This is a genomic window from Mesorhizobium sp. B2-4-13 (assembly GCF_006658535.1).
Classification (GTDB): domain Bacteria; phylum Pseudomonadota; class Alphaproteobacteria; order Rhizobiales; family Rhizobiaceae; genus Mesorhizobium; species Mesorhizobium australicum.
Window position 1 is genome coordinate 524,945 of the sequence record NZ_VFVB01000002.1, and the last position, 17,784, is coordinate 542,728.

Genomic DNA, 17,784 nt, shown 5'->3' on the forward strand with positions numbered 1-17,784 from the left:
CTTGATATGGGCCGGCTTCTTGCTTCCGTTCTTCGAGGTGCGTGAAATAGGACCACTTCCTCGAGCAACTGGCCCGCATCGCCCTCTGATTATGCCAGTTCGAAGCGAGGAATCTGCCCATGTGCAGCTGAAACATGCAGTGGAAAGTGAGGACTTCCGCGGCAATGGCCGAGCAATCGTCCGAATTCGTTGCAACAAGAGCAGGTTTCTTAAAACGACCTATAGGATTCTCAGCCTGCGAGCCAAGGAAACTGCCTCTGTCCTGTTCGACGCCTCCAGCTTTGCAAACAAGCTTTTAAGATACCATTTTACGGTTTCGTCAGATATGCCTAATCTCACTGCGATTGCGTTGTTACGCATGCCAGTAGCGAGTAGGCGAAGAATTTGCTCTTCTCTGACATGCAGACGAGGAACATCGCCTGTCATTGGCACTGGACTCTTGGCACCCCCGTTTTGCCCATAAGAATCGAGGCTCTCAAGAATCCGCCGGATACGCGCGGCGTTACGCGGACAACTAACAGCCGCCTGGGTGAGTGGTCCACGCATGTCGACGTCTGGAAATATTAATAAGCTGACAAAACTTTCGTCCCGCATGAGGTCAAATACACCGATCAATTTTCTAATTGCCTGCTCGGGGCGGCGCATTCGCGTAAAAGCTACTGCCTGCAATGCCAAGAACTCCAAAACATACCTTATCCGCCCCGCCGAATTCGCGCTGACTAGCCCCGTACGAGAATGCCGAAAAGCCGCGACGGGTTCATCGCGAAGCAAAAGTAGCCGCACGCTCTCAATCATCGCCAATTCCTGTATCTCGCTTCTGAGTGCAGGAACATCATTGCCGCCCGCACTACCGCTACGATCGGCTCTCGCGATATACTCGCTTGCCGTTTCATAGTCTCCAGCGTTTGCCGCAAGCCGCGCTGCTAAGAGATCCGCTTGAGCATGGACCCGAGGTGCATTCTGATCAACCGCCATCGCCCAGCTGGATCGAATATCTTTCCACGCATCGTTGGTCCTGCGGAGGGCATCGAGGTTTCTCGCACGCTCGATCAATGCCAAGCCGTAAAACCCATAAGTTCGGTTTGCTTCCAAAATGTTGAGCGCGTCTGCAAGCTCGGCCAACCCCTCGGCACATAAGTGCATATCAAAAAGATTGATAGCGTGCTGAACCCTTATGAAGGCAGCCGGCGCTGACCTCAGCCACCGCCGTTCGGCAGAAAGCGCGAGATGCGAGCGCAAGTGGGCCTCTGACTCAGCTAAGCGGCCCTGCAACCGCAGCAACACTGAGCGGTTTAGGACACTAAGATGCGCAAGCAAAGGACTTCTAGCCAGCTGTGCCAGGGTTCCCACGTGCCTATAATATCCAACCGAGTCATCTAGTTTGCTTTGAACGCGCGCGATGCGGCCTAGTGCAACATTGGCGAACCCCTGCACGAGGAGGTCTGACGCATCAATTTCGGACAGGATGCCTCGCCTCTCAAGGCCTAAATCGGGCTCGTCACGCTGGACTACACCTACAATCGAACTAAGCACCGATATCTCAGCAAGCAAAGTCGTCATCTCTTCCTTTGCCGCTACCGATTCACTATGCTTCACTATCGTTCGCGCCTGAGAGATGCGAGCTAGGCTACTATCCGTATTGCCTAGGTAGCAGAGAGCCCATGCGTGCAAAATGCACAGCCGAGCATCTGTCGAGATTAGGCTTTCTGGGACCATCGCGATATGCCGGTCTACTTCCCTGAAAGCACCGTCCGCGAATAACGATCGGCCGAAATGGACAAGCAGATCTGCTGCTTTACCATAAAGCTTTACCCTGATGGCCAGGTGGAAAGCCTCCTCGAGCATCTTTTGATCCTCGAGGAATTTAATGGCCCGGAGGGCGATCTCCTCTATTTCATTTGGCCTCTCAGTCTGCAAACGCTCCCTCAAGAAAGAGTTGAAGAGGTGGTGGTAGCGAAACCAGCTACCGTCCGGCCCGAGTCTTACTATAAACAGGTTTAGCCTATCGACCTTTTCGATTAGCAAGTGACTATCTTGTCGCCCCGTAATCGCATTACAAAGAGGAGAAGAGAACTGCTCGACAAGTGAAGTTTGAAGAAGAAAATGACGAACATCTTCCGATTGCTTGGAAAATACCTCTGAAAATAAGTATTTTCCAATCTCTATGCGCGTACCAGTGATTTCATCGAAGTCAATCTTCCCTTGGTTCCCCATTGTTGCCACTGCAAGCTGAATTCCGGTTATCCAGCCTTCAGTTGCGCTTACGAGTTTGCGCGCTGCGTCATCCGAAAGAGCGATGTCTAAACACTCGAGAAAATACTCCCGCACCTCACCCACGGTGAATTGCAGATCATTCCAACTGACAAGCCTTAGAGTACCGCGTGCCCGCAACTTATCCATGTGCATGTTGGGGACGTCACGGCTTCCGATGACAATCGAGACGTTCGCAGGCATGTATTCGATGAGAAGGGCAAGCGCAGCGGACGTCTTATCGTCAGTTATGAGATGGAAATCGTCCAAGAAGATTGTGATTGGCGTCGAATCTTCCAGCAAGTCGTTGATCAACGCGGAAGCGAGTTGTTCGGGGTTCGGTAACTCGGATGACAACTGCAATTCCAGCTGCCGCATGGAGTACGGTCGGACAGTTCTTATAGCGGCGCCCAGAGACAGGAAGAACGATCGTAATTCGTTGCTTAACCTGTCTATAGATACCCAACATGGATTGGAGCCAATTGCCTGGAGACGAATGAAGGCTTCGCTGAGAATCGTAGTCTTGCCGCCGCCGGCAGGAGCCGACACAAGCAGAACGTTTCCACTTGGCAACCCAAGAAGTTTTTCGACCAGCCTGCTGCGCGAAAGTCGCCGCGCCGGAGGATTTGGCGGCGCAAGCTTGGTCCAAGCGACTAGCGAGAACATCAAATGTCCGCAGCGACGATTGAAGGTAAACTACGTCCGAGGCGCAGCGATATCCTCAGCGGATTCTCTCCAGCACGCTCGCGTAGTTAGCTACCGCCGCTCCTCCCATGTTGAAAACTCCGGCCATCGTGGCACCAGCTATTTGCATATCGCCGGCCTCACCAGAGAGCTGTAAGGCGGCCATGATATGCATGGAAACGCCCGTTGCACCTATCGGATGGCCTTTCGCCTTGAGGCCACCTGAAGGATTCACCGGAAGACGACCTTCTTTGGTCACCCAGCCTTCGAGGATTGCTCGTCTCCCTTCCCCGTGCGGCACCAATCCCATCGTCTCGTATTCGATCAACTCAGCGATAGTGAAGCAATCATGCGTTTCGACAAGATCGAGGTCAGAAAGAACAACTCCCGCCGCCGAGAGGGCCTGCCGCCAAGCCACCTCGCCCCCCTCAAACCGGGTCATGTCACGCCTGCTCATTGGCATGAAGTCAGTAGCATGGCCGAGGCCCCGAAAACCTATCGCACGGCGGGCCGACGTCGAGTACGCTGTGTCGGCGAGGACAATTGCGGCAGCCCCGTCCGACACCATGGAACAATCCGTTCTACGGAGGGGCCCCGCAACAATGGGATTCTTGTCAGACACTACGTTGCACGCCTCGAAACCCAAATCGCGTCTCATATGCGCATACGGATTCGCGATACCGTTTCTGTGGTTTTTGGCGGCAATGTACGCCATAATCTCGCTCTGGTCTCCCCACTTAGCAAAATAGGAATCGGCGATAGCGGCAAATACTCCGGCGAAGCCGCCCGGTACATTGCCTTCCTCGCGCCGGTAAGACGCATTCTGTAGCGCTTTTCCCACCTCCATGTTTGGCAATGACGTCATCTTTTCCACGCCGATTACCAAGACAGCGCGTGCATCTCGGGCCGCTATTTGACTCAGGCCGGCGCGGATCGCCGCAGAACCTGTCGCGCATGCATTCTCCACACGCACAGTCGGTTTGAATCTGAATGCCGGCTCTGCCTGCAAAACCAGTGGAGCTGCGAAATCTTGAGAAGATAGTCCGGAATTGTAATGACCGACGACAATCGAATCGATCTGCGATGGTTCTAGGCCCGCATCGTCCACCGCTTTAGTCGAGACTTGGCCGATCAGCTCCTCGAGCTCATACCCGTCGTGCTTTGCAAATGGAGTGTGGGCCCAGCCGATGATGCTTGCATTCATTCTTCTTCTCACGCGAATTTCGCCGTCAGGCCACCGTCTACAATCAGCTCAGTGCCGGTGATATACCGGCCTTCATCGGAAGCAAGGAACAGCGCAGCATTCGCAACATCCCAAGCGTCGCCCATTCTGCCGGTGGGGCATTGGGCGTTCCGAACCGAGATCAAGCCTTCGTGGTCACCCTCAGTACCGTAGGCACCGGTGAGGCCCGCATGCACCATCGGCGTGTCCATCAGCCCAGGCAGAATGCAGACCGAGCGGATTCCAACCTTGGCATACTGTAGTGCAACTCCGCGGGAGAAGCCGATGATAGCCGCCTTCGTGGCGTAATAAGTTGAATAGGGGACGCCCGTCCATCTTATTGCTGCAATGGAGGAGATATTGATGATGACACCGGAGCCTTGGCGTTCCATATGCGGAATCGCATATTTGGTGGCTAAAAAAACACTCCGCTCGTTGATTGCGGCGACTCGGTCCCATTCTTCGACTGATAGTTCGGCAGGGCCGCCAACAGAAACGATACCGACGTTGTTGACAAGGATGTCAATAGCTCCGAGTCTATCGTATGCCTCGCCGATGACATTTTCGACTTGATCGGGCACCGCCACGTCTGCCCGCAATGCCAAACATTGGCCGCCTTCTGCGCCGATCAGCCGGCTGGTCTCCTCGGCCGCATCTAGATTCTGGTCAATAGCAACGACGCGACAGCCCTCTCGCGCGAAGCGAACTGAGATGGCCTTGCCGTTGCCCCAGCCCGGCCCGATCGACCCGCCTCCCACGACCACTGCAGTCCTGCCTTCCAGACGTCCACCCATTTCTTTATCAAGCTCCAGTTGTTCGCCGGCCTTCAGCCAGCGGCGAGGTTGGAAAGGGCGTCGGACCGTTTCCTGGAATTTCGACGCGAAACAAGTTCAGGGTGAAAGCAACCAACGTGTAGTATCCTGCTATACCTACCAACTCCACGAGCGTAGTTTCGCCGAACGTCGCTAAAGCCCTATCGGCGAGTTCGTCTTCGACCATTCCATGCTGCACCAAGCCAAGTGCAATTAAATACACCAGCTTCTCATCCTCGTTGTGAAATGTCGGCATAGCTTGGAGCTGAATAGCTTGGATCACCGCGCTATCAAGACCGGCTTTTATCGCGATCGGAGCATGCGCGTGCCATTCAAACTGGGCCTTCCAGTGGGCGGCTACAGTAAGGATGACCAGTTCCGACAGACGCGACGGCAGCGTGGTGCCAAAGCGGACGAATGCGCCCAAATGCGAGGCGCGATCAGCGAACTCAGGGCTCCGTAACCAGATCCTAAATGGACCGTCAAGGCCGCTGCGGCCGCTGGCCAAAATGCGATCAGCAATGGTGCGCTGGGTTTCCGTCATTTGCGACAGCGGCAACTCAGCAAGGCGAGTTCTCTGTTCGGACATGATCATATCTGCCTTTCACGGCCCTGCCAGAACCGAGCACGTATGTCCTTCTTCAAAACCTTACCAACAGGGCTGCGAGGTAAGCTTGCCTCGAAGATCACAGATTTCGGTGCCTTGATGGAGCCTAGTTCGAGTTTGCACAGGGCAATAATTTCTTCGGCGGAGACTTCGGCACCTTCGCGAAGCTCAACGACTGCCGTGACCGCCTCTCCCCATTTCTCGTCCGGTATGCCGATAACCGCGCAGTCTCTGATAGCGGGATGCGCCCACACAACCTGTTCAATCTCCCCGGGAAAGATATTGAAGCCGCCGCTGATAATCATGTCGCGTTTACGACCCACGATGTAAACGAACCCATCTGCATCTTTGCGGCCGAGGTCCCCAGTGTGGTGCCATCCGAATGCGCTCGCGTCCTCTGTAGCATCGGGGCGGCGGTAGTATTCACCCATAATCAATCCACCACGCAGCACGATTTCACCCACCTCATCGCAGGGCATCAGCGAACCATCTTCACTCATGATCTCGACTCGAGTCAGAGGCGAGGCTCGGCCGCACGACAGAAGCCTATGCTCATGGCCGGGACGCAACGCCTCAATGTGATCCTGTGGCGACATGAACGTACAAATCATGTTCGCCTCCGCCTGGCCGTAGGTCTGAGTTAGCACTGGGCCGAAAACGTCGATTGCCTCACGTAGCTTCTCACTCGACATGGGAGCTGCCGCGTAGAACAAGTTCTGGAGGCTAGAATATTTGAAATCTCTTATTTCGTCCAATGATAGCAAAACGTAGATAAGCGTAGGCGGCAGGAATATATGAGTAACAGAATAAACTTCAATCGCCTTGAGAATATCTATCGGCTTTACGTTCGGCAAAAGGATCGTCTCGGCGCCATCTGCAAGATAAGACCAGGAAATGGCCCCGGCGGCATGAGACATGGGCGCGACAAGAAGCTGACGTGGACAACCATTCGGCGGAGCACACAGTCTAAATGTGGCAACCATCGTTTCGTAGACGCGAACCGTCTGCACCACCCCTTTGGGCCGCCCCGTCGTGCCGCCCGACGACATGATTACCTGAGCTCGCAAACCGCTGTCCGGCCAATCAGGCACACGCGCTTCTACATCGATCAAGTTCAAGAGCGAAGGAACTTCGTGGTCGGAGGCATCAAGGCAGATCACATTTCGCACGGCTCGAAGGGCGGCTATGCGCCCGGCATGCGCCAAATAATCCGAATGGATCAGGACCACCTCCGCATCCATGTCCTCGATGATCGCTTCGTTCTCAGCGATCGTTGCCTTCGCGTTCAGAGTCACCCAAACCGCGCCTGCGCGCATAATGCCCAGGACCGCAATGTAAGCTAGCGGGTGGTTCGGGCTGAGAACTGCAACCTTGCAGTCGCCGACGCCTAACGACCGAATGGTCGCTCCTATACCATGCGAAAGCGCTTGAACCTGGGAATAGGTCCAAGACTGTACGCCATCGGAGACACAGCTATTATCGGGAAAGCGCTCTGCTCCGCGGTCGAAGAAGTCTATGATGCGCAATGCGTCACCCTCCTACTGAACTCAGCACTTGGCGGTAAGCCCGCCATCAACAAGAATCTCAGCCCCGGTCACATACTTTGCCTCGTCCGACGCAAGATAGAGCGCCGCGTAGGCGATGTCCCAACAGTCTCCCATCCTACCCATGGGGACCTGGGCATTTCGGCGCGCGATTAGCGCACTGGCATCACCGCCGGCGTATTGCTGGGCCAACCGAACCTCCACGAGGGGAGTGTGCATGAGGCCGGGAATGACGCAGTTACTACGGATGTTGTCCCTGGCGTAGCGCGCTGCCACGCCTTGACTGAACTTCATCAGCGCAGATTTGGCGGCCGCATATGCAATGAGGTCGTGTCCGAGGTAGCGAACACCTGCAACCGAAGAAACATTCACGATCGAGCCGGCACCTACCGCCAACATTACCGGCAGCACGTGCTTGCATGTCAGAAACACACTCGTCAGGTTCATAGCGATCTGCGCGGACCAAGTCTCCTCAGGCATCGAAACAGGATCGCCCGGAGCCGACCCGCCAACATTGTTGTGAAGTACGTCGATGCGGCCAAACCGGGACACGCAAGTCTCTACCGCGCGCTTGATATCTGCCGACGAGGTCACGTCGCAGTCCACCGCCTCGCACCTATTTCCTTCGGCGCGAATAGCCTCGCAAGTCACACGGACTGCGTCATTGTTGATATCAGTTGCGAAGACACTTGCGCCTTCGCGTGCAAACAGAAGAGCAGCCGCGCGCCCATTACCAATCCCATCCCCAACTGAACCGGCACCGGTAATGAAGGCTACCTTATTCTCCAAGCGACCGACCATTAAACAGAAACCCCTTCACAGCGCAGCCGAGAGGCGCGACAAATATGCCATCACGATCGGTCAGCAAAAGCCCGAGGTAACCCCCCAACCGGGGGGCGGACGTGATATGCACCACCGGCCGCGGGCTTCTGAGGAGAGAGCGCCCACATTAGTTTTGATTGTTGAGCCGGCCTTTACATTTGCAAACCGAGGAAATAGGCGGCGCGGGCGCAAAAAGGTCTTGAGTTTGCTAAAGCCCTTTGCAAACCTGTCGGACCTTTTTTAGAGCTGTGGTGCAGCTTTCGGCACGGCCACCGTTGCGCTCACACACCATTCGTACGGCTTGTTGACCAGCACGCGAAGGATCAAATATCTCAGGCAGGACGGAGCCGAGGCGGTCATCAGATCCACCGCCAAATGATCCTTAGCCGTGCTCCCGCCCATAACTTTTGTGCACCATTTTTGGTCCACCCCTTCCGGTGGCTGCTCGGCGGGTCAGTACGTGGCTCCAATCGCTTCACTTTTCGGAGTGAACCGTGTGTTTTACTGTCGTCCACACGACGCCACTTGAAATACTTAGCGATCCTTCAAAGCAACTACGTAAGCGATGTTCTCAGGCCACGGCCCTGAGTTCAGAGGCGGGGATGTAAGCCCAGGGCAGGAGATCGTCGATCTGGCTGTTTGGGTGGCCGTTGACGATCCTGGTGAGGATGTCGGCGAGGTAGCCGAGGGGCTCGACGCCGTTGAGCTTGCAGGTTTCGATCAGCGAGGCGATGACGGCCCAATGCTCGGCGCCGCCATCCGAGCCGGCGAAGAGCGCGTTCTTGCGGTTGAGCGCGATCGGACGGATTGAACGTTCGACCGTGTTGCTGTCGATCTCGATGCGTCCGTCGTCGAGGAAGCGCGAGAGGCCTTCCCAGCGCGAGAGCGTGTAGCGGATCGCCTCGGCCAGCTTTGTCTTCTGGCTGATCAGGCCGAGCTTTTCGCGCAACCAAGGTTCGAGGTCGGCAATAAGCGAAGCGCTCCGATCCTGACGCATCGCACGGCGCTTGTCGGCCGATAGGCCGCGGATGGCGTCTTCGATCTTGTAGAGCTCGGCGATCCGTCTTAGCGCCTCGCTGGCGATCGGCGCGGGACCGGCAGCTGCCAGTTCATAAAAGCGCCGACGGACATGCGCCCAGCAAAAGGCGAGCGTCACGCCGCTCTTTTCGGCCAGCACGCGATAGCCACCATAGCCGTCGACCTGAAGGATTCCGGTTAAGCCTGCGAGATGCGCGATCGGACGCTCGGCCTTCCGGTCCGGCGCATAGACATAGGCCACGCCTGGCGGGTCGCTCCCCTCCCACGGTCGGTCATCGCGGGCATAGGCCCAGAGTTGCCCCGTCTTCGTCTTGCCGCGGCCGGGGTCGAGCACCGGCGCTGTCGTCTCATCGGCGAAGAGTTTTGGTGAGGACCTCAGCTTTCCAAGCAGCCGCTCGTGCACCGGACGTAGATGCCAGGCGGCACGGCCGACCCAGTCGGCGAGTGTCGAGCGATCGAGATTGATGCCCTGCCGGGCGTAGATCTGCGCCTGACGATAGAGCGGCAGATGATCAGCATATTTGGAGACCAGCACCTGGGCGACCGTCGCCTCGGTCGGCAGCCCGCCTTCGATCAGCCGGGCGGGCGCCGGAGCCTGAACGACAACGTCCTCACAAGCGCGACAGGCATATTTGGGCCGACGCACCACGATCACACGCAGCTGCGCCGGCACGATATCGAGCCGCTCGCTGACGCCTTCGCCGATCCGATGCAGGCCACTGCGGCAGCACGGGCAGGCATGGTCCTCGATGTCGACGACCTTCTCCACGCGAGGAAGGTGTGCCGGCAGCGAGCCACGGTTGGCCCGACGCTTGGTAGTCCTTGCCAGACGTTCCGTGGCAGCAGCCTGCTCGTTCTCTTCCTCGCCGGCCGCCTCGATCTGCTCGGCCTCTTCGAGCCCGAGCAGCAGCTGATCCTCGGGGAGCGTCTCGGCGCGACGGCCGAAGCGATGGCGCTGCAATTCCTTGATGATCTGGATCAGCCGGGCATTCTCGACGTCGCGCGCCAGGACCATCGCCTTCAGCGCATCCGGATCATCGGGAAGCTGGTCAGCCGTCATCGCCATGAGCCGATCAGACCATATTCGCCAACGGCTCGCGACAGCGGAATCGATGCTGATTCACTTCGTCGCGGGTCAGCCCGCCTGGGCTGGAATGCGGGTCCGGCGCGCCTCGTGGACGCGCCGCCAATCGAGCCCTTCGAGCAGCGCCGAGAGCTGTGCAGCCGTCAACCTCATCACGCCGTCATGCACTTTCGGCCAGCGGAACTCGCCATCCTCCAGACGCTTGGCATAAAGGCAGACGCCGGTGCCGTCCCAGAAGATCAGCTTGATCCAGTCGGTGCGCTTGGCGCGGAAGACATAGACCGCGCCGCTGAATGGATCGGCGCCCATCGTCTCGCGCACCAGCGCGGCCAAACCCTCAGCACCCTTACGGAAGTCCACCGGCTTCGTCGCCACCATGACCTTGACCGCACCCGTCGGCCCGATCACGACGTAGCCTTCAGCGCGCGGATCACCGCCGCAACAGTCCTGGCGTCGGCGCCACGGCCGACCCGCATGGTGACGCCGTCGATCTCCAGTTCGATCATGCCGGCATCGCGGGCGGCGTTCCGTTTGCGTTGTGGCTGCCGTTTCCCCGTCGGTTCCGACTCCGCCACGATCCGCGCCTTCTCCTCCGGCAGCCATTCGCGCCGACGACCGGAACCCGTGAACACCTCGAACCGGCGCGCAGGCTCGGGATCGCTGGATTTAAGCGTAAGCTCTGAAATCGTCATGTGTCGAAGCCCTCAAAGGCTCCAACATCCTCGCTCAGGCCGACCTCCGAAAGGTGCCGCCGGAACAGCGCTTACGCAACTACCTGGGTTAGATTCGGAGAACGGATCGGCGCCCATTGTGTCGCGAACCAGCCCCGCCAGACCCTCGGCCCCCTTGCGGAAGTCCACCGGCTTCGTCGCGAGCATCACCTTGACCACACCCGTCGGCCCGATCACGACGGCGCCTTCAGCGCACGGATCACCGCCGCCACCGTCCTGGCGTCGGCGCCACGACCGACCCGCATGGCGACGCCGTCAATCTCCAGCTCGATCACACCGGCTTCACGCGCGGCCTTTCTCCTCCGGCAACCATTCGCGCCGCCGTCCAGAACCCGTGAATATCTCAAGCCGTCGAACCGGCTCCTCGTCCCTGGACTTAAGCGTAAGCTCTGAATCGTCATGTGTCGAAGCCCTCAAAGGCTCCGAGCATCGTGGCTCACGACCCCGCGCGAAAGGTGGTGCCGGAACAGCGCTTACTCTCCTACCTTCAACTCGAGGAGGATACCTTGCCGGCGAATCGCCTTCTCCACTCGAAAGGGTAGATGCAATTCGGGGTATACGGTCGAACCTCCCGGACAAGTATGACGTCCGTGCTTGCCCGCCATCACAAGACAACGCCTACAGAAAGGTCACAAACAGTACCCTAGACACCAGAAAAAACCGCACTTGTACAATGGGGTGAGCTGGCTTGCGCCAATAATCTGAGTCCGCCTTCCGTCAGGAACGAGAGGTTCTGGATCGCGAGACCGAATTTATTACTTCCAACAACGCAAAAAAAATTATCGAAAAAGCAATCAATACGGTCGTAACGGCAACCAGAGAAGGGTCGATCTTGTCACGAAGACCCGCAAACAGTTGTCGAGGCACGGTAACCTGCCCAGGCGCCGTCACAAACATCGCGATAACCACTTCGTCGAACGACGTGACGAAAGCGAATGTCGCACCGCCGAAGATCCCCGGCCAAATCAACGGCAGAGTGACTTGCTTAAACGTGGCTATAGGCGACGCCCCTAGAGACGAAGCGGCCCTCGAGAGAGTATGGTCGAACTGTCCTAGGCTGGCCAGAACCAAGATGAGAACAAAGGGGGACGCCAGGAGTGTATGGGCCAACACCAACGCATTAAGTGAGCCCAAACCACCGACATATGCCAGCGCGAAATAAGACGAGAGTGCGATGATCACCACTGGGACGATCATCGGCGAGATTAAAAATGCAAGGACTGCGCTTCTGCAGCGACCCTGCGTGAGGTTCAGACCGTAGGCTGCCATCGTACCTAATGTCGTGGATAGGACCATCGTTCCGATGCCGACCTGTAAGCTATTGCGAAATGCAGCCAGCCAAGGGTCAGGTTGCAGGACTGCAGCGTACCACCGGAGGGAAAATCCCGGCATTGGGTAACTCAAGAAAGAGCCGGAACTAAATGAAATTGGTATGATCGCCAAGATCGGCAGCCAAAGAAAGAGGAGTGCGCAGGCCGCTAGCAGTCTGACAAACGGCATCCATCCTCGGCTCACACCTTGCTTCTGACCGTAGACATTCTGGTCTCGACGATCCGTCATCACTGAATGCTTCCACCCAGTCGCAGGAAGCGTCCGAACGCAAGAAGCAACATTAGAATACAAACCGTGAGCCATATAGAAAGCGCGGCTGCCATTCCCCAATTTCCTGATTGTATGGCAAAACGCGATATTTGGCCACTGATCATCTGATCATCCGGCCCGCCTACGAGTGCAGGCGTTATATAAAATCCAATTGCTATGATGAACACCATCAGTGTTCCCGACGCGATACCTGGTAGCGTCTGCGGAATATATACTGTAATGAAAGACGTCAAAGGTCGGGCACCGAGGGATGACGCCGCCTGCAATTGGTTCTTTGGTACCCCCTTCATCGCACCATAAAGTGGAAGCGTCATGAACGGCAGTAAAACGTGAACCATGCCGATGTACACTCCGGTTCGATTGAAGATCAGCTCAAGGGGCTGTTCCACAATGCCGAGTCTAATTAGCACATCATTGACCACTCCCTGCTGCTGGAGGAGGACCATCCAAGCGGCCGTCCGGGCCAGCACCGAAGTCCACAATGGCAGAACCACGAGTGCCAATAGAACGCGGCCTTTCACACCAGTAGCTTCGGACAGAATGAACGCCAGCGGATACCCTACCGCAAGACAGATACATGTAACAACAAAGGCAATCACTAGTGTGCGCAAAAACCCTTCGAGGAATACGCGCTGTTCAGCAGGAACACGCGTGAGAGAACCGTCCCAGTTTCGCTGCAGATCGACAGCTGCAAGGAGATACTTTGGGGTCGCGATCCCTGTGGCACCATACAGCGAACGCCAATAGTCAATATCTCCCCACCTTGCGTCAATCCCGACGAGCAGCTCCCTCTTTCCCGAACCTTCGGCGTCTGGGAGCTTCCGCGCTGTTCTGCGCAAGAGGCTGCCGAATCCCGCCTTCTCTCGATTCAGCCTGACCCCTAATTCAGGAAGCTTGCCGGCGACCCGCGCCATACGCAGGTCGTCCGCCAGAGCAGAGAACGCGGGTTCGGCCGGCAGTTCCGTCCCGCCCCATCCCTTCAGGGCCTCCGCGGTTTTACTCAGAGCATTATTGAGATCACTGTTAGACACGGCATACCAAAAAATGCCGCCCACGGGTATTACCAACGCAACCACGAGAAACAGGAACAATGGCGCTATGAGGAACGTGGCATACACTTTGCGTCTATAATCAACACCACCTCGGATTGCGAAAGCATTCCTGTGCAGCACGACTTTCTCTGATAGTACTTTATTTTTCACGGCCGTCATGCGTCAACACGATTGTTGCAGGATATTCCCAGCTCACAAAGCACGGATCACCTTCACGCCAACCATCAGAGACCCGGCTCGATTGCCGCACGTTGAAGATTTTTCCTGTTTCTAGACGAACCTGTATCAACGAATGATCGCCACTATAGATCAATTCCACAAACCGCGCCGGAAGGCAGTTGCATTCTTCCTTGTGGAGCGTTCCAACGCACAGGTCTTCCGGGCGCGTAATCGCCGCCACCACCGCTCCAACGGGAAGTCCGGGTTGTGAGGGGCAAGCCAAGACCACACCAAAATCGGTGCGGATGTGGCACCCCTCTGCCTCGTTAGTTAAGACTATCCCTTCCACACAGTTGCTCTCACCAACGAAGTTGGCAACGAAGTTTGTCTTCGGGGAATGGTAGATTTCCCTCGGAGTACCTATCTGCTGGATCTGACCGTCGTGGAAGATGGCGATCCTGTCTGACATTGTCAAAGCTTCAGTCTGATCGTGGGTTACGTATACCACGGTCATTCCGAGTTCCTTGTGTAACCGTCGGATTTCCAGTTGCATCTGTTCGCGGAGGCTCTTGTCTAGCGCCCCTAGTGGCTCATCCATCAAAACGAGATGGGGCTCGAACACAAGAGCTCGAGCAAGCGCAACACGCTGCTGTTGCCCCCCCGAGAGCTTCGCTGGACGACGCGAACCGAACGCCCCGAGTTCAACCATCTCCAGCGCGGCTTGCGCCCTTCTCATGCGCTCCGCCGCCGGAATGCGTCGTTGCTTTAGCGGAAAAGCGATATTGTCAAGTACACTCATATGCGGAAAAAGAGCATAGCTCTGGAACACTACTCCAATATTACGCTTGTAAGGTGGAACTTTAAGCAACGATTTTCCGTTGAGAAGAATGTCACCAAACGTCGGATCTTCGAAACCGGCAAGCATCATCAACGTTGAAGTTTTGCCTGATCCAGAAGGCCCGAGAAGTGTCAGGAATTCCCCTCGCCTTATTGAAAGATTGAGGCTGCGGACAACTGGAATTTTGCCGTCATATGTCTTCTCCACGTTGACGAGCTCCACCAGGGTGGCTTGCTTGTCGGATGCTGTTGGTGCACGTCCTCTATCGACTGGACTGAAGGGCATTCCGCTAACGTTTCCTTGTACGATCATGCGGCAACGCTCGCCAATTCTCCGCTCGCCTTCAATTCGGCGTATGTTTCGTCAAGAACCGCGGCCGTGGCATCCAGGAGCGCTGAAATATGGGATGCCTCCACTATCAGCGGCGGTGCAAAGGCCAAGCTCTGGCCAAGCGCTCTGATAATGAAGCCCCGAGATTCGAGTTGCTTCGACATCTTCGGCACTATCTTCCCTGAAGGGTCAAAGGATGCTTTGGTCGCCTTATTCTTAACTATCTCGATAGCTCCCATGAGCCCGACACCACGCACTTCGCCCACCAGAGGGTGATCCGCGAAATTTCGGAGACCGCCTTGCAGAACGGGCGACACCTGAGCCACGTGATCCAGTATGCGATCCTGCTCGTAGATGTTCAGGGCTTCGAGCGCCACAGCCGCACTAACGGGATGTGCCGAATAAGTGTGCCCGTGTCCAAATATCCCAAGAGCCCGGCTTTCTGCGACGAGCCCTTGGTAGATTTTCTCATTCAACAGCAGGGCCGATATCGGCAAGTAGGACGAGGATAAGCCCTTTGCACAGGTTATCATATCGGGCTGCATGCCCACTTCTTGGCTACCCCACATTCGACCAGTCCGACCAAAGCCGCAAATGACCTCGTCGGCGACAAGCAGTACATCGTACTTTTTCAGAACTGCCTGTATCTTCCGGAAGTACGTGGCCGGAGGGATCAGCACCCCGCCGGTGCCCATTATCGGCTCTGCAAAGAACGCGGCAACCGTGTCCGGATCTTCCGCCAAGATTCTGGCTTCCAGAGATTCTGCTAGGCGCGTTGCAAAGGCCTCCTCGTCCTCACCCTCTGCTCCGAACCTATAGAAGTGTGGGCACTCAACATGGAGGATGCGCGATATCGGCAGGTCGAAGTCGCGGTGCATGTGGGGAAGGCCAGTCAAACTCGCCGAAGCTATTGTTGTCCCGTGGTAAGCATTGGTCCGGGCTATAACCTTCTTCTTACCCGGCTTGCCGATCGCATTGTGATAATACCATACAAGCTTGAGCGCAGCATCCACAGCTTCCGATCCGGAGCTTTGGAAAAGCACTTTGGACATCGGCACCGGAGCGATCGATATAAGACGTTCGGCCAAGTCTATCGCAGGATGATGCGACTTGTGCGCGAACGTCTGGAAGAACGGCAGTCGCTGCATTTGCCTCGTTGCAGCAGCAACCAGCCGTTTCTCACTATAGCCCAGAGTCACTGACCAAAGACCCGCCATAACATCCATATAGCGCTTCCCGTCCTCATCGAACACGAAGACACCCTCGCCCCGTTCAATTACGGTGGGGCCAGTCAGCTCGTGCTCTGCGAGGTTTGTCTGCGAGTGCAGGTGATAAGCGACGTCGCGGCGCCGAGAGGAGTTAGGGCGATCGGTCATTGCGGAGAAACCTTCGGAAAAAGTTGACAGGGTAGCGACCGTCTATTTTTTTGCAGCCCAAGCATCCCAACGCTGCTGCAGCGTGTCGCCGTTATCGACCCAAAAATCATTGGACTGCTCCCCGCCGACAAACAGTTGCCGAGCGATATTCTCACCCGCGGGAAGTTCGGCTGCAAGCTTGGGATCAACGGCCTTTGCGACATCGGCTCGCGGCTGGCCGTATGGGATAAGCTGGGCGAACGCCACTTGGCGGGAGGTGTCATTCATGAATTTCAGGAATTGATATGATACGTCGGCGTGTTCTGCTCCAACAGGTATCGCCCAGTAGTCCATGCCGAAAGTTCCGCCCGACCAGACTATCCCGAAATGTCGGCCTTCCTTGACGGCAGCAGATACCCGACCGTTGTACGCGGTAGTCATCGCGACATCGCCACCGGCCAGCCACTCCTGAGGCTGAGCGCCGGCCTCCCACCACTGAATCGACGACTTGATTGAGTCAAGTTTCGCAAACGCACGGTCTACTCCTGCGGCAGTAGACAGGGTTTTATACACATCAGCGGGCAGCACGCCGTCTGCCATTAGAGCAAACTCAAGGTTGGTCTTCGGTCCATTCCGAAGCCCTCGCTTGCCGGGAAACTTGACCAGGTTAAAAAAGTCGGCACTGGTCTGCGGCGGCTCTTTTAGCAGATCGGCGTTGTAGGCAATGATCGTGGAGCCAACTACGGCTCCGATGCCACACGGCAGCTGCGCCTCTGGAAGAAGGTCACCTTGGCCTCCGAACTTTGACCAATCTATCTTGGCAAAGACACCTTCCTCACAACCACGAATTAGTTCTGCTGTTTCTAGTTGAACGATATCCCACGGGATCTTGCCGCTGGTTTGCATCGCCTGGAACTGCCCCCAACCACCATTGTAGACGTCCTCTACGAGCTTCATTCCTGTACCCTCTGCAAAGGGGGTGAAGAACACCTTTTTTTGGGCTTCCTGGTAGGCGCCACCCCAGGAGGCAACCGTAAAGTCCCGCGCATAAGCTGTCGCGGAAGTCACTACCAACAATGCAGCGCCACCCGCGCGAAAAATAGCTCTCAACATTTGCAGACTCCCTTTAGAGGCTTGGCTTTGTTCCCGATTGTGACAATGTGGGAGGGTGCGGCTCCCAGTCACCCCACGATTGGGGGGTAGTTCCCTTTTGTCGGCGCTATGGCGTCCTCTTCCTGCTGGCTAACTGCGATGCCCCCATAACCGAAATCGAGATAATGGTCATGGCTACCGCTGCAACGGCAACGACAGGGCTCAAATTGTCTCTCACATTAGAGAACAACTGCCTCGGCAGCGTTCTTGTTTCGGGACCTGAAAGGAAGAGCGCCACCACGGCATCGTCGAACGAAATCGCGAACGCAAGAAGCGAACCTCCCAAGATTGCGGGCGCCATAAGTGGGAGAAAAATGGATCGGTAGGAAGCGACCGGCGATGCACCAAGACTTGCCGCTGCGCGCATCAACCCGAAATCGAAGCGTCTCAGTCCCGCCATAACTGTGAGCATCATAAAGGGAACGCTGATTAGACAGTGACCCAGCATAAGTCCTGCAAATGAATTTACTAGTCCGAGCCGTGACCACGCAAAATACCCCGA

The 17,784-nt window shown here is 56.5% G+C and carries 14 protein-coding genes; all 14 read right to left on the minus strand.

Annotated features, from left to right (window positions below):
• Positions 1-219: 219 nt before the first annotated feature.
• The 14 genes from FJ936_RS06635 to FJ936_RS06705 all read right to left on the minus strand — a co-directional run bounded on the left by FJ936_RS06635 (position 220) and on the right by FJ936_RS06705 (position 17,243).
• A complete protein-coding gene (locus tag FJ936_RS06635; RefSeq protein ID WP_181763102.1) occupies positions 220-2,628 on the minus strand; it encodes a LuxR C-terminal-related transcriptional regulator in 2,409 nt (802 codons plus the stop codon).
• Between the two features lie 343 nt (positions 2,629-2,971).
• On the minus strand, positions 2,972-4,138 hold the full coding sequence (locus tag FJ936_RS06640) for an acetyl-CoA acetyltransferase (protein WP_141906266.1): 1,167 nt from the start codon (positions 4,136-4,138) through the stop codon (positions 2,972-2,974).
• An 8-nt stretch (positions 4,139-4,146) separates the two neighbouring features.
• Positions 4,147-4,950 carry an SDR family oxidoreductase gene (locus FJ936_RS06645; protein WP_141906267.1) on the minus strand — a complete coding sequence of 268 codons (804 nt, stop codon included), beginning with the start codon at positions 4,948-4,950 and terminating at the stop codon, positions 4,147-4,149.
• Positions 4,951-4,957: 7 nt separating this feature from the next.
• The gene (locus FJ936_RS06650; RefSeq protein ID WP_141906268.1) at positions 4,958-5,557 is read right to left on the minus strand and encodes a carboxymuconolactone decarboxylase family protein; all 600 of its coding nucleotides are present in this window, start codon (positions 5,555-5,557) and stop codon (positions 4,958-4,960) included.
• Between the two features lie 2 nt (positions 5,558-5,559).
• Positions 5,560-7,101: an AMP-binding protein gene (locus FJ936_RS06655; RefSeq protein WP_141906269.1), complete on the minus strand. Its 1,542-nt coding sequence runs from the start codon at positions 7,099-7,101 to the stop codon at positions 5,560-5,562.
• Between the two features lie 21 nt (positions 7,102-7,122).
• Complete coding sequence (locus FJ936_RS06660; protein WP_348643153.1) at positions 7,123-7,908, minus strand: SDR family oxidoreductase; 786 nt, start codon at positions 7,906-7,908, stop codon at positions 7,123-7,125.
• 604 nt (positions 7,909-8,512) lie between these two features.
• The gene (locus FJ936_RS06665; protein WP_141906271.1) at positions 8,513-10,045 is read right to left on the minus strand and encodes an IS66 family transposase; all 1,533 of its coding nucleotides are present in this window, start codon (positions 10,043-10,045) and stop codon (positions 8,513-8,515) included.
• Positions 10,046-10,114: 69 nt separating this feature from the next.
• Positions 10,115-10,471, minus strand: coding sequence for an IS66 family insertion sequence element accessory protein TnpB (gene tnpB / locus FJ936_RS06670; protein WP_141906272.1), 357 nt, complete (start codon positions 10,469-10,471; stop codon positions 10,115-10,117).
• Positions 10,468-10,755, minus strand: a complete 288-nt coding sequence (locus tag FJ936_RS06675) for a hypothetical protein (protein WP_141906273.1) — start codon at positions 10,753-10,755, stop codon at positions 10,468-10,470. The genes tnpB and FJ936_RS06675 overlap by 4 nt, the downstream gene beginning before the upstream one ends.
• A gap of 756 nt (positions 10,756-11,511) precedes the next feature.
• Positions 11,512-12,354, minus strand: coding sequence for an ABC transporter permease (locus FJ936_RS06685; protein ID WP_141906275.1), 843 nt, complete (start codon positions 12,352-12,354; stop codon positions 11,512-11,514).
• Complete coding sequence (locus FJ936_RS06690) at positions 12,354-13,607, minus strand: ABC transporter permease (protein ID WP_141906276.1); 1,254 nt, start codon at positions 13,605-13,607, stop codon at positions 12,354-12,356. Before FJ936_RS06690 ends, FJ936_RS06685 begins: the two co-directional genes overlap by 1 nt.
• Positions 13,588-14,730 (minus strand): ABC transporter ATP-binding protein, encoded by a 1,143-nt coding sequence (locus tag FJ936_RS06695; RefSeq protein WP_141906277.1) that lies wholly within the window; start codon positions 14,728-14,730, stop codon positions 13,588-13,590. Before FJ936_RS06695 ends, FJ936_RS06690 begins: the two co-directional genes overlap by 20 nt.
• 23 nt (positions 14,731-14,753) lie before the next feature.
• Positions 14,754-16,151 (minus strand): aspartate aminotransferase family protein, encoded by a 1,398-nt coding sequence (locus tag FJ936_RS06700; protein ID WP_141906278.1) that lies wholly within the window; start codon positions 16,149-16,151, stop codon positions 14,754-14,756.
• Positions 16,152-16,193: 42 nt separating this feature from the next.
• Complete coding sequence (locus FJ936_RS06705; protein WP_141906279.1) at positions 16,194-17,243, minus strand: ABC transporter substrate-binding protein; 1,050 nt, start codon at positions 17,241-17,243, stop codon at positions 16,194-16,196.
• Positions 17,244-17,784 lie beyond the last annotated feature (541 nt).